Source organism: Roseinatronobacter alkalisoli (assembly GCF_028745735.1).
Taxonomy (GTDB): Bacteria; Pseudomonadota; Alphaproteobacteria; order Rhodobacterales; family Rhodobacteraceae; genus Roseinatronobacter; species Roseinatronobacter alkalisoli.
Genome location: NZ_JAQZSM010000002.1, coordinates 10,715 through 27,546, shown reverse-complemented (window position 1 = coordinate 27,546; position 16,832 = coordinate 10,715). Strand labels below are relative to the sequence as shown.

Sequence of the window (16,832 nt, the reverse complement as noted above, 5' to 3'; positions counted from 1 at the left end):
TACCAGCGATTGTTGCAATTTCTGAAATTTAGTGACACACGCTGTTGTCTATGCGCATGTTAGCTACCGGCAATTTCAACTATGGTATGCTTAAATGACTATTCCTTCCCATGTCAAAGACATGCTGCATAGAATTAGGTCCCGTTTTTACAAATCCCCGCTTCATGAACGAATGTTGCCGAGCGATGCACAGTTCACCACCCTGCGCCCCGTTCGGAAGGCGACGCAGGCATCTGTCGAAAAATACTGGAACCACCTGAGCAACACCACCGGCCCGGCGGATCGCGATGCAATCGCAGATCCGCTGACTATGGCAGCGCCCCAAAAATTCAACGCCAATATAGAAAACTTCATCGGCACCGTGAAATTGCCTGTCGGGATTATCGGCCCTTTGCGGATAAATGGGTTGAATGCCCATGGTGATTTCCACGTGCCAATGGCCACCACTGAAGCGGCACTGGTTGCGTCCTACGCGCGCGGAGCCTATGCCGCCACGAAATCAGGGGGTATCAGCACTGCGATCCTGTATGAAGGCGTGATCCGGACACCGGCCTTTGTTCTGGAAAACCTGCTGAATGCGGGGCTGTTCGTGGAATGGGTTGTGAACCAGATCGACCAGTTGAAGGTGGCGGCAGAATTAACCACACGGCACGGCAAATTGGTGTCAGTGGAGCCGATGATAGACAATAACGTAGTGTTCCTGATCTGCCGCTACACAACCGGCGATGCAGCAGGCCAGAACATGGTGACAATCGCCACAAATGCCTTATGCGATGATATTGTGGCGCGCTGCCCCGTCGCCCTGAAGGCATGGTATATCGAAGGTAATTTTTCCGGTGACAAGAAGGCGTCTTTTCTGGGGCTGGTCACCGGACGCGGACGCAAGGTCAGTGCGTCGGTCACGCTGAAGGCGGGCGTTGTGGAAAAGACGTTGGGGACAACAGTTCAGGACATGCTTGATTATGGTCAGGTGGCCAATCTTGGCGCGCATCTGTCAGGACAGTTGGGGGCGCAGGCGCATTATGCGAACGGGTTAGCTGCTATCTATATCGCAACGGGTCAGGATGCCGCCTGCGTTGCCGAAAGTGCCATGGGCATCACCCGGATGGAGGCACGCGGCGACGATCTGTTTTGTAGCGTGACCATGCCCAACATACTGGTCGGGTCGGTCGGCGGGGGCACATCGCTGCCCAGCCAGTCGGCGGGTTTGAACATCCTTGGCCTGAAGGGTGCAGGCAACGGCGCGGCCTTGGCCGAAGTGGTGGCCGCAACCTGCCTGTGCGGCGAAATCTCTATTGTGGCGGCAATTGCGGCCGGGCATTTCACGCGTGCTCATGAAAATCTGGCGCGCCACAGATGACACCTGCGGCCCTGTGGGCATATCAGAAAGAACGCTTCCCGCTGGCAAAGACAGTACCTTTGCTGGCGGTTTTTTCTGCAGCCAGTATCAGCGTTTCCGCCGAGATGGCGGGGCGGCCCCTACCGGGCCAAGGGGCATTTATTGCAGGGTTCGCAGTGGCAATCCTACTGTTCTTCCAGATGCGGGTCTGTGACGAATATAAGGATCTGGAAGATGATAAACGCTACCGACCTGACCGCCCGATCCCGCGTGGCCTGATCTCGCTGCGGGCTGTTCTGATGCTTGGGCTGGCGTCCTTACCGATGACGGGATTTGCCGCATGGGCTTGGCATCCGCCGCTTCTGTGGTTGCTTGGGCTTGTCTGGCTGTGGCTACTGGCCATGACAGCAGAGTTCGGCTTGCCAAAATGGCTGAAGGCGCGCCCTGTGCTGTATCTGCTGAGTCATATGGCGATCATGCCACTGATTGATCTGCTGCTGACCGCCATGGAATGGCTGCCCGCTGGCGCGCCGGCTATCTGGCTTTGGCTGTTTCTGGCGATGTCCTTTGTCAATGGCTGCGTTCTGGAAATCGGGCGCAAGCTTTGGGCACCGCAGAATGAAATTGTCGGTGTCGACACCTATTCCGGCCTCTGGGGTCCACAAAGCGCGGCTATGATCTGGGCCATATGTGTTGTGGTGTCATGGGCATTGCTCGTGGGCGTCAGCGCGGTGACCGGTGCGCTTTGGATGACAGCGACGCTTGGCAGTGCCGGGGCGGGCGCATGCATTTGGGCGGGGCGTGCATATTGTAAAGCCCCCACGCCAGATGCAGAGAAGCGCCTGGACAGTTTTGCGGGGCTTTGGGTGTTCGCCTGTTATGGTTTGGCTGGCTTTGCTCCCATGCTCACGAGGATGTTCTGATGTCTTTTATTGTCCCGCAGCAACAGGCGCGCAACGTCGATGAGGTCGGCGGCAAGGCCGCTGCGCTCTCGCGCCTTGCAGAAACCGGATTTGCGCCACCTGCCTATTTCGTCATTCGCGCCGAAGCATTTGACGCAGACGGGCCTATTGACGGATTGTCAGATGCGTTGGCGCAACTGGGTGAAGGGCCGTTTGCAGTACGCAGCTCCGCCCGGCAGGAAGATGGCGCGGAACATAGTCACGCCGGGCAGTTTGACACGTTGCTGAACGTGGCGGCTGACAGTGTTGCGGCCGCAGCGCGGCAAGTCTGGGAATCGGGCTTTTCCGACACTGTAGCCACCTACCGCGCCCTGAAAACAAAAGCTAGGGCAGAGGGACCGGCCGTGATTGTTCAGCGCATGATCAATGCTCGCGCGGCCGGGGTCGCCTTTTCCGCTGATCCGGTGACGGGTCGGCGTGACCGCGTGATTGTGTCCGCCATATCCGGGCTGGGCGAGCGCCTTGTATCTGGCGAAGTGGATGGCGAGGACTGGACCATAGAGGGCACAGCGCTTTGCGCCACAACGCCTGCCGTTCTGAGCACAGCAGAGGCCGGGCAGATTGCCAAATTGGCGCGGCGGGCCGAAGATGTTTTTGGTACCCCGCAGGATATCGAATGGGCGATTGACGGTAATGGCCTTCACATCTTGCAATCGCGCCCGATCACGACACCCCTGCTGCCGCCCCCTAGCCCGGACAACGCGCTGACTATATTCGACAACTCCAACATTGTTGAAAGCTATCCTGGCATGGTCAGCCCGCTGACATATTCCTTTGCTGTACATGTTTACGCGCGTGTTTACCGCGCCTTTGTTGCCTTGCTGGGTGTGCCCGACCGCACAATTGCCGCCCAATCCGCCGTTTTTGGTAACATGCTGGGCCGCGTGGACGGTCGGGTCTATTACAATCTGGTTAACTGGTATCGCGCGCTGGCACTTCTGCCCGGTTTTTCGCTTAACAGGGCCTATATGGAAACGATGATGGGGGTGGATACGCCGATGCCTTCGGAGGTGACCGACAGCATCGGCCCGGCGCCAGCCACCGGGACGGGGCGCATTGTCGAGTATCTAAGGATTGTGCGGGCCGCGGGGGGCTTGGTGTGGCAGGCATTCATGCTGCCGCGCACGCGGAGTCGATTTTATGCGCGCCTGAATACCGCGCTTGACAGTGGCTTTGATGTGACGCGCGCGGGTCCGACCGCCCTTGCGGCTGAATACCGCAAGATCGAAAGCACTTTGCTTGATCGCTGGGATGCGCCCTTGGTCAATGATTTTCTGTGCATGATTGCTTTCGGAGCCTCGCGGAACCTGTTGAAAAAATGGCTTGGTCAGGATGGCTTGGCATTGCACAACGATGTGATGATCGGGCAAGGCGATATTATTTCGGCGGAACCAGCGCAGCGCATCATGAAAATGGGACGGATGGTCAAGGCCACCGGACTGGACACCTCGCTGATTGCGGACGGAATTTCCGGGCTGGACGCCCATCCTGACCTGCGCCGCGAGGTGGAGGCGTATCTTGAAAAGTTTGGTGATCGCTGCACCGAAGAGCTGAAACTGGAAAGCCTGACCCTGCGGGACGATCCATCCAGCTTGCTGGCGGCCATTTTGGCCAGTGCGCAACGTGGCGCAAATGAAACCCACAAAGTCCGGAACCCCGACTGGCGGGCGCTTTTTTCCAACCCGTTTAAACGGTTCGTTGCCAGATCCATGATTTCATGGACCAAGAATCGCGTGCGCGACCGTGAGAATCTGCGCTTTGAGCGAACCCGCATCTTTGGCTATGCGCGCCGCGTCTTTCTTGGTCTTGGCCGTGAATTTGCGGCCCGTGGGTTGCTGGCAGCCCCGCGTGACGTGTTCTACCTGACCACGTCAGAGGTTCTGGGCGCGGTCGAAGGGTATGGGCTGTCGGGCGATCTGAAATCGTTGGTCGCCCTGCGCAAGGCCGAAGATGCGGCCGCCGCAAACCGTCCTGACCCACCCGAACGGATTGAATTGCGCGGCCCCGCCATCGCGCCCGTCTGGGCTGAAGCGCCCGTTGCGCAAGACAAGGCTGCGCGCCGAAGTGCAACCGGCTGTTCAGCGGGACGGGTGACAGCGGTGGCCCGCGTGATTCGCGACCCACGCACGCAATCGCTGGCAGCGGGTGAAATTCTTGTGGCGCGCCACACTGATCCGGGCTGGATTGCCGTTTTCTCAAACGCGTCTGCCATCGTCGTCGAGCGCGGCTCGTTATTGTCGCATTCGGCCATCGTGGCGCGTGAACTGGGTATCCCTTGTGTGGTCGGGTTGAAAGGCGCGACGCAATGGATCGCAGATGGTGAAACGCTGACCGTTGATGGCGCGACGGGCGAGGTGGAGAAACTTTGTGACACACTCTGAGATTGAGGGAAAAGCAGCATTTGATCACATCCGATATGCCCAATTGTGGGAAGATGCGGATATTCTGACCGAGGCCTTGGGAAATTGTGCCTCGGGAACGCTGGTATCGATCTGCTCGGCAGGCGATAACGCGCTGGCAATGCTGACGCTGGACCCGGCAAAGATTGTTGTGGTCGATCTGTCACCTGCACAGATTGCTTGCCTGAAGTTGCGTATCGCTGCGTATTCAACATTGAGCCATGCCGAATTTCTGGAATTGATGGGCGCGCGCGCATCAACACGGCGCAAGGCGCTGCTGGCGCGTGTGGTGGCGTTGCTTGATCAGGAAACACGAGCGTTCTGGAATGCGCTGGACAAGGATGTTGACCGTTTCGGCGCAGGTGGCGTCGGCAAGTTTGAACGCTATTTCCGGATTTTCCGAACGTGGTTTCTGCCGTTGGTGCATGGCCGCACAACCCGCGACGACATATTCGTGCCACGCGACAGGCCGGGGCGTCAGGCCTTCTTTGACACGCGCTTCAACACATGGCGCTGGCGATTGTTGCTGAGTATCTTTTTCTCTCGTTTCGTCATGGGCCGGATGGGTCGGGACAAGGCGTTTTTTGATCATGTCGAGGGCAGTCCCGCGCAGCATGTGGCGCGGCGCATCCACCACGCAGCGGTAGAAACCGACCCCTCCGGGAACCCGTATCTACACTGGATCATCAAGGGAACGCATGGCATGGCCCTGCCGATGGCGTGGCGCGAGGAGTATTTTGAACTGATCCGTGATCGTTGCAACCGCATCGAAATCCGGCCCGGTTCACTGGAGGCATTTATCAAAACCGGCGAGTTGGCACATGGTTTCAACCTATCGGACATCTTCGAATATATGTCGGGGCCGGTTTTCGCGCAGGTTTATGACAGCATTCTGGGTGCTGCTGCCCCCGGTGCGCGGCTGGTATACTGGAACATGATGGCCCCGCGCCGTGTGCCGCCGCACTTGTCCGCGCGCGTGACACGCCTGCGTGACCTGGAGGATGAACTCAAGGCTCGTGACAAGGCGTTCTTCTATTCGGATTTTGTGATCGAGGAAGCTGGCAGGTGACGATCTCAGCGCAACTGGTCATTGCTTTTAGTTCGGTTGCTGCGTTTGTCGTGTTGATGGCGCTTGTGCGCCGCTTGCCGTTTAGCGCCGAAGTGAAGCGTAAACTGGTGCATGTCGGCACCGGGGTTTATGCGATGGGGTTGCCGTGGCTTTTTCCAGATCGCTGGCCAGTATACATGATTATCGGCCTGACGCTGGTTATGATGGTAATGCTGCGAATGCCGCAGATTTCGGGGCGGCTGGGCGAAGCCGTGCACAGTGTCGAGCGGCGGTCCTACGGTGATTTCCTGTTGGCCATTTCAGTTGGGCTTTGTTTCTTCCTGGCAGATGGGGTGGCGCTTTTCTATGTGTTGCCTATCGCAGTATTGACACTCGCTGATGCGGCCGCGGCGCTGGCCGGAACAGCATATGGAACGCGCCGTTTCAAGGTTGAACAGGGCGACAAAAGTGTTGAAGGAACTGTGGTTTTTTTCGTGATCACACTTCTGGTGGCGTTGATCTGCCTGATGTTCCTGTCCGACTTGCGCCCCCTGAATATCCTGACACTTGCGTTGCTGGTGGCCGGTTTCGGCACATTGGTTGAGGCCCAAAGCTGGCGGGGGTTTGACAACCTGTTTCTGCCGCTGGGATTGCTGGTGTTTCTGGAGGTCCACAGCGACAGCAGCCTGACCGAGTTGGGACCGCTTGCAGCGCTTTTCGTGCTTGCAATCATTGCTTCGCGCGTGATCGGTCCACGCTTTGGTCTGTCGACCCATGCGGCGCGCGTTTATGTCGTGGCGATGTTCCTGATCCTCGCTTCGGTTGAATGGCAAAATGCGATCCTGCCAGCGCTGGTGCTTGTGGCGCATCCGTGGGCAAGCACCCAAAATCCCGGTGAGGATGATTTTGGCGATCTGGACATGGTTGCAGCGCTGGCGTTGTTCAGTTTTGGCTGGTTGGCCGTTGGAAATGCAGTGGGGTGGAACGCGATTCAATTCTATGGCCTGACAGCGATGGGGCTGGTCATGGGGTTAAGTACGCTTGCATTGCGGCGCAATCTGGTCTGGGTGCCGGTGATCGCGGTGGCGCTGCTTGGTTTGCGATATGTCGTAACGTTGCTGAACCCCCCGCAAAGTTTGTGGGCGGAGCCACTGTTGGTATTGGCCTGCCTGTGTCTCGCCCTTAGCGCGACGGCCAGTGCGGCAATGCCCAGCATCTTTTTCAGGCATCGCGTTCTGAAACTGACCTTGTTATCCATGATCCTGCCGTTGGCCTATTACACGGTTGCAGTAATAGATCAGGGCGGCACAACCCCAATACCCGGAGCAAGCCTGTGAAAGTCGAAACACTGAAGGTCGATGGCGCTGCCCTGACGATCCATCTGAACGGGCCGGACTGGGACGGTGCGCCTGCCGCGACAATTGGAAATGTGTCGTTCAAGGTGCCTAAGGCAGGCAGGGAGTTATTGCAAAAGGCACTGGTGCGCATCCGTGATGCAGGGTTTGACAGGGTGTTGGGGCCAATGGCGGGCGACACATGGCACAGCTATCGTTTCGTGAGCGAAAGTGACGGCTCGCCTGCCTTTCTGATGGAACCGGCCAATCGCGCTCATGAACCGTTGATTTTTGCTGCTGCCGGATTTGAGCCTGTGGCACGCTACTTCTCGGCGCGGATGGCCTTGGAAAAATGCGATCCCGCGCCATTGCCCGCCCCCGCCGATTTCACTGTAGAGACATGGGACGGCAACGAACCAGAGGTCTTGTTTCAAGAGGTGTTCGCACTGTCTTGCGTAGCATTTGCGGATAACGCATTCTACACACCGATCCCCGAGTCTGTATTCCTTGGGATGTATAGACCCGTCATACCCTTGCTCAAGCGCGAGCTGATCTTCTTTGCGCGTCGGCCAGACGGGACATTGGCAGGCTTTCTGTTTGCGATTCCGAACTATGCCGAGGGGCTTGAAACGAAAACCGTGATCCTGAAAACTTATGCCAGCTTCGTGCCCGGCGCGGGTCGGCATATGGTGCATGCCTGTCACGCGAAAGCGCGTGCAATGGGCTATGAGACAGTGATCCACGCGCTGATACAAGACAACAACCGCTCTGCCGATCGCAGCCGCAAGGAAGGTGGAGAGGTGTTTCGCCGATATGAACTGCTTGGGCTGAAATGGGATGTCTGATCTGCTACGCGATTTTGCGTCCGCCGTTGAACGGTATCCGGACAGGGTTGCGCTGATCGACGGCAGTGGCCGCGAGGTAACATACATCGAACTGAACGCGCGCCGTTTGGCCTTTGCGAATGCGTGGCACCACAAAGGCATCCGGGCGGGCGATAAGGTGTTGATCGCAATGTCTGTGGATGCAGACCTTTATGCCGCCCTTGCTGCGCTATGGACGCTTGGCGCAACTGCCGTGTTGCCGGAACCGGCATTAGGCCTTGCAGGGTTGCGCCACGCAGCCCGCGTCACAAGACCGCGCGCATTTTGCAGCTCTGGCCTGTTTGGGCTGCTTGGATGGGTCTTGCCTGAATTGTGGCGTGTGCGCCATCTGCGCCCCACTGGACGGGCCGCGACTATCCCCGATATTGCGCACCCTGCGGGTGTGGATACAGCGCTTATTTCTTTCACGTCGGGCACGACGGGCATGCCAAAGGCAATTCCGCGCAGCCATGATTTCCTTGGCGCGCAGTATAAAGCAATTGCGCCGTTGCTGCATGACGAGCAGCCCCAGCGCGACCTGATCGCGTTTCCTGTTTTCGTGCTGATAAACATTGCCAGCGGGCAGACTTCGGTTTTGCCTAACTGGAAGATGTCCCGGCTTGACGCGCTGCAACCCGCGGATTTACAGTACTGGATGCAAAAGAACGGTGTCACCCGCGCACTCCTGCCGCCATCGCTGTGCGAGATGCTGGCGCAGGCAGGGGCAGAGGCGCCGCTTCATACGGTCTTTACCGGCGGTGGCCCTGTGTTTCCGGAACTTATCGACAGGATGCATTCGATCCGGCCTAACCTGCGCGTGTGCTGTGTCTATGGCTCTACCGAGGCAGAGCCAATTGCGCATCTGGAAGCCGCTGACATAACAGCCGATGACCGCACAGCCATGTATGGGGGGCAAGGGCTTCTGGTCGGTCACCCTGTTGCCGGGATTCGTCTGCGCATTCAAAACAACGAAATTCAGGTTGCCGGTGCGCATGTGAACCGCGGCTATCTTGATCCAGCCCATGACGCGCAAAACAAGGTTCGTGACGGCGCGACTATCTGGCACCGCACGGGCGATGCAGGCCGTCTGGATGCGCAAGGCAGACTTTGGTTGCTGGGGCGTATGGGCACGGATGTAAAAATAGACGGTCGCATGTGCTACCCGTTTTCGGTCGAGGTGGCGGCACGACAATGGCCCGGCGTGCGCCAATGCGCCCTGATCGCGGTCAATGACGTAGCCTGCCTAGCAATTGAGGGTGACAAGGCGCAGGCGGCATCATGGCGAACCCACGCAGCCGCATTCGGCATCAACCGGGTTGTTCATGTTGCGACAATGCCAATGGATAAGCGTCACCGCTCAAAGATTGACCGTGAATCCCTGCGGGCATCGCTGTAATCGACTCTGCTTGCGCATGACCCTCCTGACATCGGAATCTGCGCCTTTGTGCGAGGAGTCGCATGTCCGAAAATGACGAGCAGATTGCACAACCGTAGACATGCAGTAACTCGTTGACCTTGAGCGGCATTCAACTTACGCACATCTTGAACATGCAGGATGAAAGTACCGGTTTGTCAATTTTGGAAACCAATTCAGCGTTCAGCGCCCGGCTTGCGCGCCCGCAATTGGGACATATCCCGGGGCCGCGCACGATACCGTTCATCGGGAAAAGTATCGGTTTTGCTCTGGACCCATATGGCACCTACTTTGAACAGGTCGCCCGCTTTGGTGACGTGTTCCGCATGAATGTTTTCGGCGAAATATGGGCCGTTCTGGCCGGGCCCGACGCGCTTGAACATGTGTACCTGAACCGCGAACAAATCTTTTCTGCACAGAACGGGCTAAAGGCCTTTGCCCCTTTATTTTCAGGTGGGCTTTTGCACCGTGACGATCTTGACCACCGCGCCCACCGGCGCGTCATGCAAGCCGCGTTCCGAGCACCTGCATTGAAAAACTATCTGCACCTGATGAATGGTGAAATCACACGGTTGCTTGATGATTGGCCGACGGGTGCAAAGATGAAATTCGCGCCCGCGATCAAGGAACTGACCCTGCGCCTTGGTGCAAAAGTCTTTATGGGCGTCGAAGATCCGGCCGAGGTCACGCGCATAAACGCGGCATTTGTCCAGGAAGTTGCGGCAACCAGCGCATTGATACGCAAACCATTGCCCTTCACCAAAATGGGGCGCGGTGTTGCCGCCCGTGAAACGTTATCAAATGATTTCAGACGATTGATTGCCAAGCGCAAAGCCACGGGTGGCGATGATTTCTTTTCTCAGCTTTGCATCGCGCAGAATGAAGACGGGCAGGCATGGTCCGACAATGACATCATTGATCATTTCAATTTCCTTCTGATGGCGGCACATGACGCCGTCACGGGTGCATTGACCGCCATGATCTGGGCACTAGCACAGGATGAACACCTGCAAGAGAGCGTTTACGCCGAGATTGCACAGCTGCCTGTTGGTCCCGTGTCCTATGGTGATCTGGACAAGTTGGACCTCACCGACCGCGTCTACCGCGAGGCATTGCGCCGGTTTACGCCTTCTGCCTTTACGGCCCGCGCTGTCATGGCTGACACCCAATGGCAAGGCCACCATTTACCGCGTGGCACAAAGGTTGTGATCTGCCCCGGTCCGGTGATGATGACCCCCGAGATTTTTCCCCATCCTGATCGTTTCGACCCCGACAGATACACGCCCGACCGCGCCGAGGATCGCGTGCATAAATTTGCTTGGTCGCCGTTCGGGGGTGGGGCGCATAAATGTATCGGGCTCCATTTTTCCACGATCCAGGTGAAAGCATTTATTGTCCAGTTTCTGCAGCGTTACAGGGTCGGGATGGATGTTCCCGATCGGCCAAAGTGGCGTCACATTCCCACCCCGATCCCGACAAATGGCTTGCCAGTCACGCTTTGGCGGCGCCAATCTGCGCAACAGACACCATGACCGGCAGGAGAATTACGCTTGATGCGACGACCTGACCCGTCGCCGTACACATCGGACTAATCCCCATCTTACGAAACCTGCGCCCGTAAATTCCCGCAAAACCATGGGAGATTGCGGCGAGTGCCACACGGGCCACAACGACGGAAAACACCGGCACTTCCCGGACGGCGATCTCGTTGAAGAAGAACGAGCCGCCCCATACAATCGCAAGGGCAAGAAGCATTCCCCCATTCCACTAAGGCCATGGAGCGAATAGGTTCTGTTGATTGGGGCATGGCCCCTCATGTCTGACGGAAAGTGGCACCAAGCTGCGTGCCACGGCGCTGAACCCGAAGGTCGGATCCTCCCGCTCAGAGTGCCACGATACTCATGCCGCGTGCGACCCGTTTCTTGCGAATAAGTTACAGGCCGACTGCTCCGGGCCGGATGCCGTGCAGCGCCCAAAGTGACTGATGCAGCACGGAGCGTGAGCGTCTGCTTTAGCCGACCATCTTGATGTGCCAGGTAATCGCGTTGCGGTATCCTTGCTTTTCAAGCAGTTCGATCTTTGACCGCCAATCGGCGGGGCAGACAACCAGAACCGAATGATTGCCGCGCCGTGCGCGCGCAGCCGCTGCCACCGAGAAGAGAGCCACCGCTTCCGGACCGGACCCACCGAGTTTATCGGGATTTTCAATAGCTTCATGGAAGAAGTCATCAATCACGCCGATACCCGAAATGTCATGCGGTGTTGGAAAATGCAAAGGGGTCGCCGGGTGCGAGATCGCATAGCCCCGGATGCCACCAACGTCATCCGACACGAACATGTCGCGATCCTCCAAGGTGAGGCTGCGCTTCATCCATGCCCCGAAGCGCGTGTCCGCGTCATCATGCGGTTTCCAGAACAGGGGATGCAGATCGTTCAGAATACGCCTGTGAACCGCACTGGCGGCGACAATGCCGGGCACATCATCCTCTGTGGCCTGCCGCACATCTGCGAAGGGTGTTTGCCGGGTCAGGCGGGTCTTTGCGAAATACTTGGTCAGGGGGGCATACCCCTGCCCGGCATATTCGGCTTCCCACGCACCGCCCGGCACACTGGATGCCAGCAAGATCAACGCGCCAGCCCCGATCAGGTCGGCTTCTGCGGCCTTCAGCAGCTCATGCCGCGTCTGGGCCGGGGTGCCTTGCGCGATGCAGCAATCCTCCATGATCAGGCCGGGCGGGCCAAATTCACCGGCATAGATCGGCGGAACCGGCAGCAGAATGGAATGCGTCACACCAACCAGCCTGTCCCCGGCTTTCGCAATCAGCCATTGCTGCCGGAAGGGCGCTTTCTCCGCCTCCATAGTCGTCTTGATGGTCGAGATGGTTTTGTCCCGCGCATTCTGGTCCAGTTTCCACAGGCCAGAGTCGGTCGCGCAGCGCTCTTCTGCATCGGCTACCAACAATTCGGCAATCTGATCAATATCGGCGCGTTCGGCAGGTCGGATCGTGGGTATCATAGTAAACCTTTCGTCGGGATCATAACGTGATGTGCGTCGCCTATCGATTGCAGACCTCGAAGAAATTGACAAAGCAGCATTACTCGTGCCGGTATTAGAAAAACTAACACCTAAGGTCGCACCATGGAGAAGCTGAACCTGAATTCCTTGCGCGTGTTCGCCACGGCTGCGCGCCATGGCAACTTTCAACGTGCGGCAGAGATGCTGCACATCTCCAACGGTGCAGTGTCGCAACGGATCAAGCAGCTTGAAGCCGATCTTGGCGTCGTCCTGTTCGACAGGAAGCCGCGCGGCGTTGCGCTGACCGAAAAAGGCCGCACATACTATAGCGCGGTTCAAGAAGCGTTGAGCATCCTGGCGGTTGCAACCTCTGATCTGGGACAATCGAGCCGCCAGATCAGACTCCATATCGGTGCGTCATCTGCCGCCAAATGGCTGATGCCAAGAATGAGCGCCTTCAATGCCCGGTTTCCGGAGATTTCTCTGGAGACAGAGATCCACGACACCATGCTGGAACGCAATCTGGGACGAAACGAGATCGCCCTCTGGCCAGCCAGAGCACCCGTTCACAATTCGGCCCATCATGTGCAATGCCTGTGCGAGTTGCAGCTTGTAGCTGTATGCAGCCCAGATTTCCTGCGCCCGGACTGGCCGGTCGATACCCAAGCGCTTTTGGCATTTCCACTGCTTCAGGATGCACATCGCAGGTGGGAACGTCTGGTTGAGCGCACTGGGTATGACGGTGGGCATAGTATTCTGAACTTTGGCCGCTCTGCCCTGGCGCTGGATGCCGCAATCCAGAGTCACGGGGTCGCTATCGCACCAACCTTCATGATCGAGGCAGATGTTCGCGCCAGACGCTTGGTGGAAATCTGGCGCAATCCGGATCCGTCGGGAGAGTATTTTTTCCTGTCATGGCCCAAACAGTATGCGCACGAGAACCCTCTGAGGCAAACCGTTACATGGATACTTTCTGAATTCGGTATTGATACTGCCGCCGACACCTGAAGCCGTTGGATCGTCGCGCCATCAGAAGATGATACTTGAGCCGATACTGCGGACAACCAAGCTAACCGGCGGTACCAGGAACTTGTGCCGTGCGTCCGACAAACACCCGACATCATGTCGGCACCAATCTGATATCAACAGTATCAAAACTCAGATCGGCCGTGTCACCTATGCGCAAGTTTTCGCTTGTGATCCAGTGATGGAGAAGATCGAACCAAGCGGGCTGTCGAGGGTGTACCGCACCGGTTGCTCAGCCAGACCGCGTAGCTGACTTCAGCCGCAAGAGTATTATAAGGACCGGGTTCACACGATGGGCGCACATGATGCGGGCGGAGGCGTAGCTTAGCACGCTGTTTTTGATAATATTTATCTGCCCTTGCGGTTGCGGCGAAAGGCACAATATCCGCGAAGATCGCACAATGCCACTGGATATCATGCCCGCACAGCTGCGTATGATTGTCACTATGCGCCCGAAATACGCATGTCGCACATGTGCTGGTCAGAAGCCCTGCCCAAGCGTTCAGGATGTGGTCACAAAATACCTGACTGAAATACTCTTGTTTCGCGTAGGTCGGTCATATAGAGGTGCCGCGACAAATCTGGCCACGAAACGGAGATTCCCGGATGAGGAACTATACCCTCCTGGTGCTTGGAAGCATTGCTGTCATGCTTGCTGGCAATGCTGTGCAAGCTGCGCCGACATCCTACCCCCTTACGATCGAAAACTGCGGGCAGTCCGTGACGTTCAACCGCGCCCCGCAAAACGCGGTCGCGCTGGGGCAGAACAGCGCGGAGATCATGCTGCTTCTCGGTCTTGAGGACCGGATGGCCGCTACCGCCTTCTGGCCGGATTCCGTGCTGCCCGAGCTTGAAGAGGCTAACAACGCGGTGGAAATTCTTACTGTAGAGTTTCCGACGCTTGAATCGGTGCTGTCGCGGCAGCCTGATTTCGTCGCTGCAATGCTGGTGACCCTGCTTGGGCCCGACAGCCGGGTCGCAAGGCGCGAGGATTTCCACGCACTTGACATCCCGACCTATCTTTCGCCCAGCGCGTGCTCTACCGCAGACACAGCGGGCGACGCATATGGGAGTCGCGACGACCTTTGGACCATGGATCTGCTTTACCGAGAGATCGCGGACCTGTCGCAGATCTTCGATGTCGCCGACCGGGGCGAGGTCCTGATCGCGGATTTCAAGGCGCGCGAGGCAGCGCTTCGGGAAGAGTTCGCGGAAGACGAGGAACTGACCTTCCTGTTCTGGTTCTCCAGCCCGTCACCCGCAGATGACGCCTATCTCGGCGGCGGAAACGGCCCGTCGGGTTACATCGCCGATCTGCTCGGCGGAGCTAACGCCATCAAAACCGCTGCAGAGTGGCCAACCCTGGGATGGGAAGGCATCATGGCCGCCGATCCCGCGGTGTTCGTCGTCGCGCAGGTTGATCGCAACCGCTGGGAACTCGACACGGCGGAAAACAAGATCAGCTTCCTCACCTCTGATCCGACAGTCAGCCAGATGGATGCCGTACAAGCCGACCGCATCGTGGTGATGAGTGGCGCCGCGATGAACCCGAGCATCCGCACGCTCTATGGGGCGGAACAGATCGCCGGACAGCTCCGGGCACATGATCTGAAGCAATGACATCCGGTCAATATGAGGGGGAACCGTTGAGGCTCTCCCTGCTTCTGATATTGTTCACTATCCTGCTTGTCGCCGTTATTGCGGTAGCGACAGCTATCGGAGATTACAATATCAGGCTGGGCACGGTGGTTCTGGCCGTGACGAACCGGCTTGGTCTTACTAGCGCTGAGATATCGCGCATCGAGGAAAGCGTAGTCTGGGATCTGCGGCTCAGCCGGGCTTTGGTGGCTGCTTTGGCGGGCGCTGGTCTTTCAATCTGTGGTGCGATCCTGCAAGCGCTGCTGCGCAACGCACTGGCCGAACCCTTTGTGCTCGGCGTTTCAGCGGGCGCATCGACCGGCGCGGTCTGCGTAATCGTTCTCGGGATCGGCGCAGGCGGTCTTTCGCTGTCATTTGGCGCCTTTGCCGGTGCCTTCGCGGCCTTCGGACTGGTCGCATTGCTGTCAAACGGCGCGACGAGCGGTCCCAATCACACAATCCTCGCCGGTGTGGCGGCTTCGCAGCTTTTCAATGCGCTGACCTCCTATATCGTCACGACCTCCGGCAATGCGCAGCAGGCCAGGGATATTATGTTCTGGCTTCTGGGCAGTTTCGGAGGAGTGCGCTGGCCGAATTTCCAGTTGTTGCTGGTCGTGGTGGCGCTTGGATTTGCAATCTGCATCTGGATGGGCCGCGCACTTGATGCTTTCACCTTCGGTGATGAGGATGCCACGGCGCTTGGTGTTCCGGTGGCACGGATCCGCCTGCTGCTTTTTGCAGTAACCGCAATGATAACCGCGACAATCGTCAGCATGGTGGGAGCGATCGGCTTCGTCGGCCTGGTCGTTCCGCATGCAGCGCGATACATTGTCGGGCCGATGCACCTGCGGCTGATTCCGGCCAGCGCCGCCATCGGTGCGGTTTTCATGGTGATCGCTGATATCGTGTCGCGGGTGGTCGTCGCCCAACAGACCATTCCGATCGGGGTCGTCACAGCTTTGGTCGGCGTGCCATTCTTCGCAATCATCCTCTACCGTGCGAGGCCACAAACATGAGCATCGTCGCTGAAAACCTGACTTGGGGTGTCAGGCGCAAAACAATTGTGCGCGGCGTTTCGCTTTCCGCCGCGCCCGGCGAAACCCTTGGTCTGATCGGGCCGAACGGGTCAGGAAAATCGTCACTGTTGCGACTGCTTGCGGGACTCAAGCGCCCGCATACCGGGCGTGTGGAAATCTTCGGACAGGACATTGCGCAGGTGTCGCGCCGCGCTTTGTCGCAGCAGGTCGCCTTCGTTCAGCAGAGTGCCGCAACTGATACGAATGTCACAGTTCGCGATGTTGTCCGTCTGGGGCGAACGCCACATCGCTCTGCTTTGGCGGGCTGGACGGCCGCAGATGAGGCGGCCGTAACCACAGCACTGACACACGTGGATATGCTGGGCCACACCGCACAGGCTTGGCAAACCCTTTCGGGGGGCGAGCGCCAGCGCGTGCATATTGCGCGTGCGTTGGCGCAATCGCCACGGGTCATGTTTCTGGACGAGCCGACCAACCACCTGGATATCCACCACCAGATTGAGATCCTGCGGATGGTGCGGGATCTTGATCTCACAAGCATCGTGGCGCTGCATGATCTTAATCTTGCCGCGATGTTCTGTGACAGGATCGTGGTGCTGCAAGCGGGATCGGTCATCGCCGGAGGATCACCCGAAAATGTGCTTACCGAAACTTTGCTGCGCAAGGTTTTCCGAGTTGAGGCCGGTGTAACGCGGTCGCTGTATCATGGACGTCCACATATCCATTTTACGGCTGCCTGATGACAGCAGCTAAGAA

The 16,832-nt window shown here is 58.0% G+C and carries 13 protein-coding genes and 2 pseudogenes; 13 read left to right on the top strand and 2 right to left on the bottom strand.

Going from position 1 to position 16,832, the window contains the following annotated elements:
- Nucleotides 1-172: 172 nt before the first annotated feature.
- The 8 genes and pseudogenes from PUT78_RS02530 to PUT78_RS02495 all read left to right on the top strand — a co-directional run bounded on the left by PUT78_RS02530 (nt 173) and on the right by PUT78_RS02495 (nt 10,891).
- Nucleotides 173-1,360, top strand: coding sequence for a hydroxymethylglutaryl-CoA reductase (locus PUT78_RS02530; RefSeq protein ID WP_274350516.1), 1,188 nt, complete (start codon nt 173-175; stop codon nt 1,358-1,360).
- Nucleotides 1,357-2,262: a UbiA family prenyltransferase gene (locus PUT78_RS02525; RefSeq protein WP_274350515.1), complete on the top strand. Its 906-nt coding sequence runs from the start codon at nt 1,357-1,359 to the stop codon at nt 2,260-2,262. The genes PUT78_RS02530 and PUT78_RS02525 overlap by 4 nt, the downstream gene beginning before the upstream one ends.
- On the top strand, nt 2,262-4,682 hold the full coding sequence (locus tag PUT78_RS02520) for a PEP/pyruvate-binding domain-containing protein (protein WP_274350514.1): 2,421 nt from the start codon (nt 2,262-2,264) through the stop codon (nt 4,680-4,682). The genes PUT78_RS02525 and PUT78_RS02520 overlap by 1 nt, the downstream gene beginning before the upstream one ends.
- Nucleotides 4,669-5,769 carry a BtaA family protein gene (locus tag PUT78_RS02515; RefSeq protein WP_274350513.1) on the top strand — a complete coding sequence of 367 codons (1,101 nt, stop codon included), beginning with the start codon at nt 4,669-4,671 and terminating at the stop codon, nt 5,767-5,769. Before PUT78_RS02520 ends, PUT78_RS02515 begins: the two co-directional genes overlap by 14 nt.
- Entirely contained in the window at nt 5,766-7,085 is a 1,320-nt protein-coding gene (locus PUT78_RS02510; protein WP_274350512.1) for a hypothetical protein, read from the top strand. The genes PUT78_RS02515 and PUT78_RS02510 overlap by 4 nt, the downstream gene beginning before the upstream one ends.
- The gene (locus PUT78_RS02505; RefSeq protein WP_274350510.1) at nt 7,082-7,927 is read left to right on the top strand and encodes a hypothetical protein; all 846 of its coding nucleotides are present in this window, start codon (nt 7,082-7,084) and stop codon (nt 7,925-7,927) included. Before PUT78_RS02510 ends, PUT78_RS02505 begins: the two co-directional genes overlap by 4 nt.
- Nucleotides 7,920-8,894: pseudogene (locus PUT78_RS02500) on the top strand (AMP-binding protein); the annotation flags it as partial. The gene PUT78_RS02505 and the pseudogene PUT78_RS02500, both read left to right, overlap by 8 nt.
- 620 nt (nt 8,895-9,514) lie before the next feature.
- Nucleotides 9,515-10,891 (top strand): cytochrome P450, encoded by a 1,377-nt coding sequence (locus PUT78_RS02495; RefSeq protein ID WP_274350507.1) that lies wholly within the window; start codon nt 9,515-9,517, stop codon nt 10,889-10,891.
- Here PUT78_RS02495 and PUT78_RS02490 read toward each other — a convergent pair.
- Together PUT78_RS02490 and PUT78_RS02485 are read right to left on the bottom strand one after the other, a co-directional pair.
- Nucleotides 10,851-11,114, bottom strand: coding sequence for a hypothetical protein (locus PUT78_RS02490; protein WP_274350506.1), 264 nt, complete (start codon nt 11,112-11,114; stop codon nt 10,851-10,853). The two genes, PUT78_RS02495 and PUT78_RS02490, sit on opposite strands and share 41 nt — an antisense overlap.
- A 256-nt stretch (nt 11,115-11,370) precedes the next feature.
- On the bottom strand, nt 11,371-12,375 hold the full coding sequence (locus PUT78_RS02485; protein ID WP_274350505.1) for a hypothetical protein: 1,005 nt from the start codon (nt 12,373-12,375) through the stop codon (nt 11,371-11,373).
- A 123-nt stretch (nt 12,376-12,498) separates the two neighbouring features.
- On the opposite strand from PUT78_RS02485, the gene PUT78_RS02480 reads away from it, so the two are divergent.
- The 5 genes and pseudogenes from PUT78_RS02480 to PUT78_RS02460 all read left to right on the top strand — a co-directional run bounded on the left by PUT78_RS02480 (nt 12,499) and on the right by PUT78_RS02460 (nt 16,816).
- On the top strand, nt 12,499-13,383 hold the full coding sequence (locus PUT78_RS02480) for a LysR substrate-binding domain-containing protein (RefSeq protein WP_274350504.1): 885 nt from the start codon (nt 12,499-12,501) through the stop codon (nt 13,381-13,383).
- 368 nt (nt 13,384-13,751) lie between these two features.
- A pseudogene (locus PUT78_RS02475) lies at nt 13,752-13,898 on the top strand (IS66 family transposase zinc-finger binding domain-containing protein); the annotation flags it as partial.
- A gap of 109 nt (nt 13,899-14,007) precedes the next feature.
- Nucleotides 14,008-15,021 carry an ABC transporter substrate-binding protein gene (locus tag PUT78_RS02470; protein ID WP_274350503.1) on the top strand — a complete coding sequence of 338 codons (1,014 nt, stop codon included), beginning with the start codon at nt 14,008-14,010 and terminating at the stop codon, nt 15,019-15,021.
- Nucleotides 15,018-16,055 (top strand): FecCD family ABC transporter permease, encoded by a 1,038-nt coding sequence (locus PUT78_RS02465; protein ID WP_420793441.1) that lies wholly within the window; start codon nt 15,018-15,020, stop codon nt 16,053-16,055. The genes PUT78_RS02470 and PUT78_RS02465 overlap by 4 nt, the downstream gene beginning before the upstream one ends.
- Entirely contained in the window at nt 16,052-16,816 is a 765-nt protein-coding gene (locus PUT78_RS02460; protein WP_274350500.1) for an ABC transporter ATP-binding protein, read from the top strand. Before PUT78_RS02465 ends, PUT78_RS02460 begins: the two co-directional genes overlap by 4 nt.
- Nucleotides 16,817-16,832 lie beyond the last annotated feature (16 nt).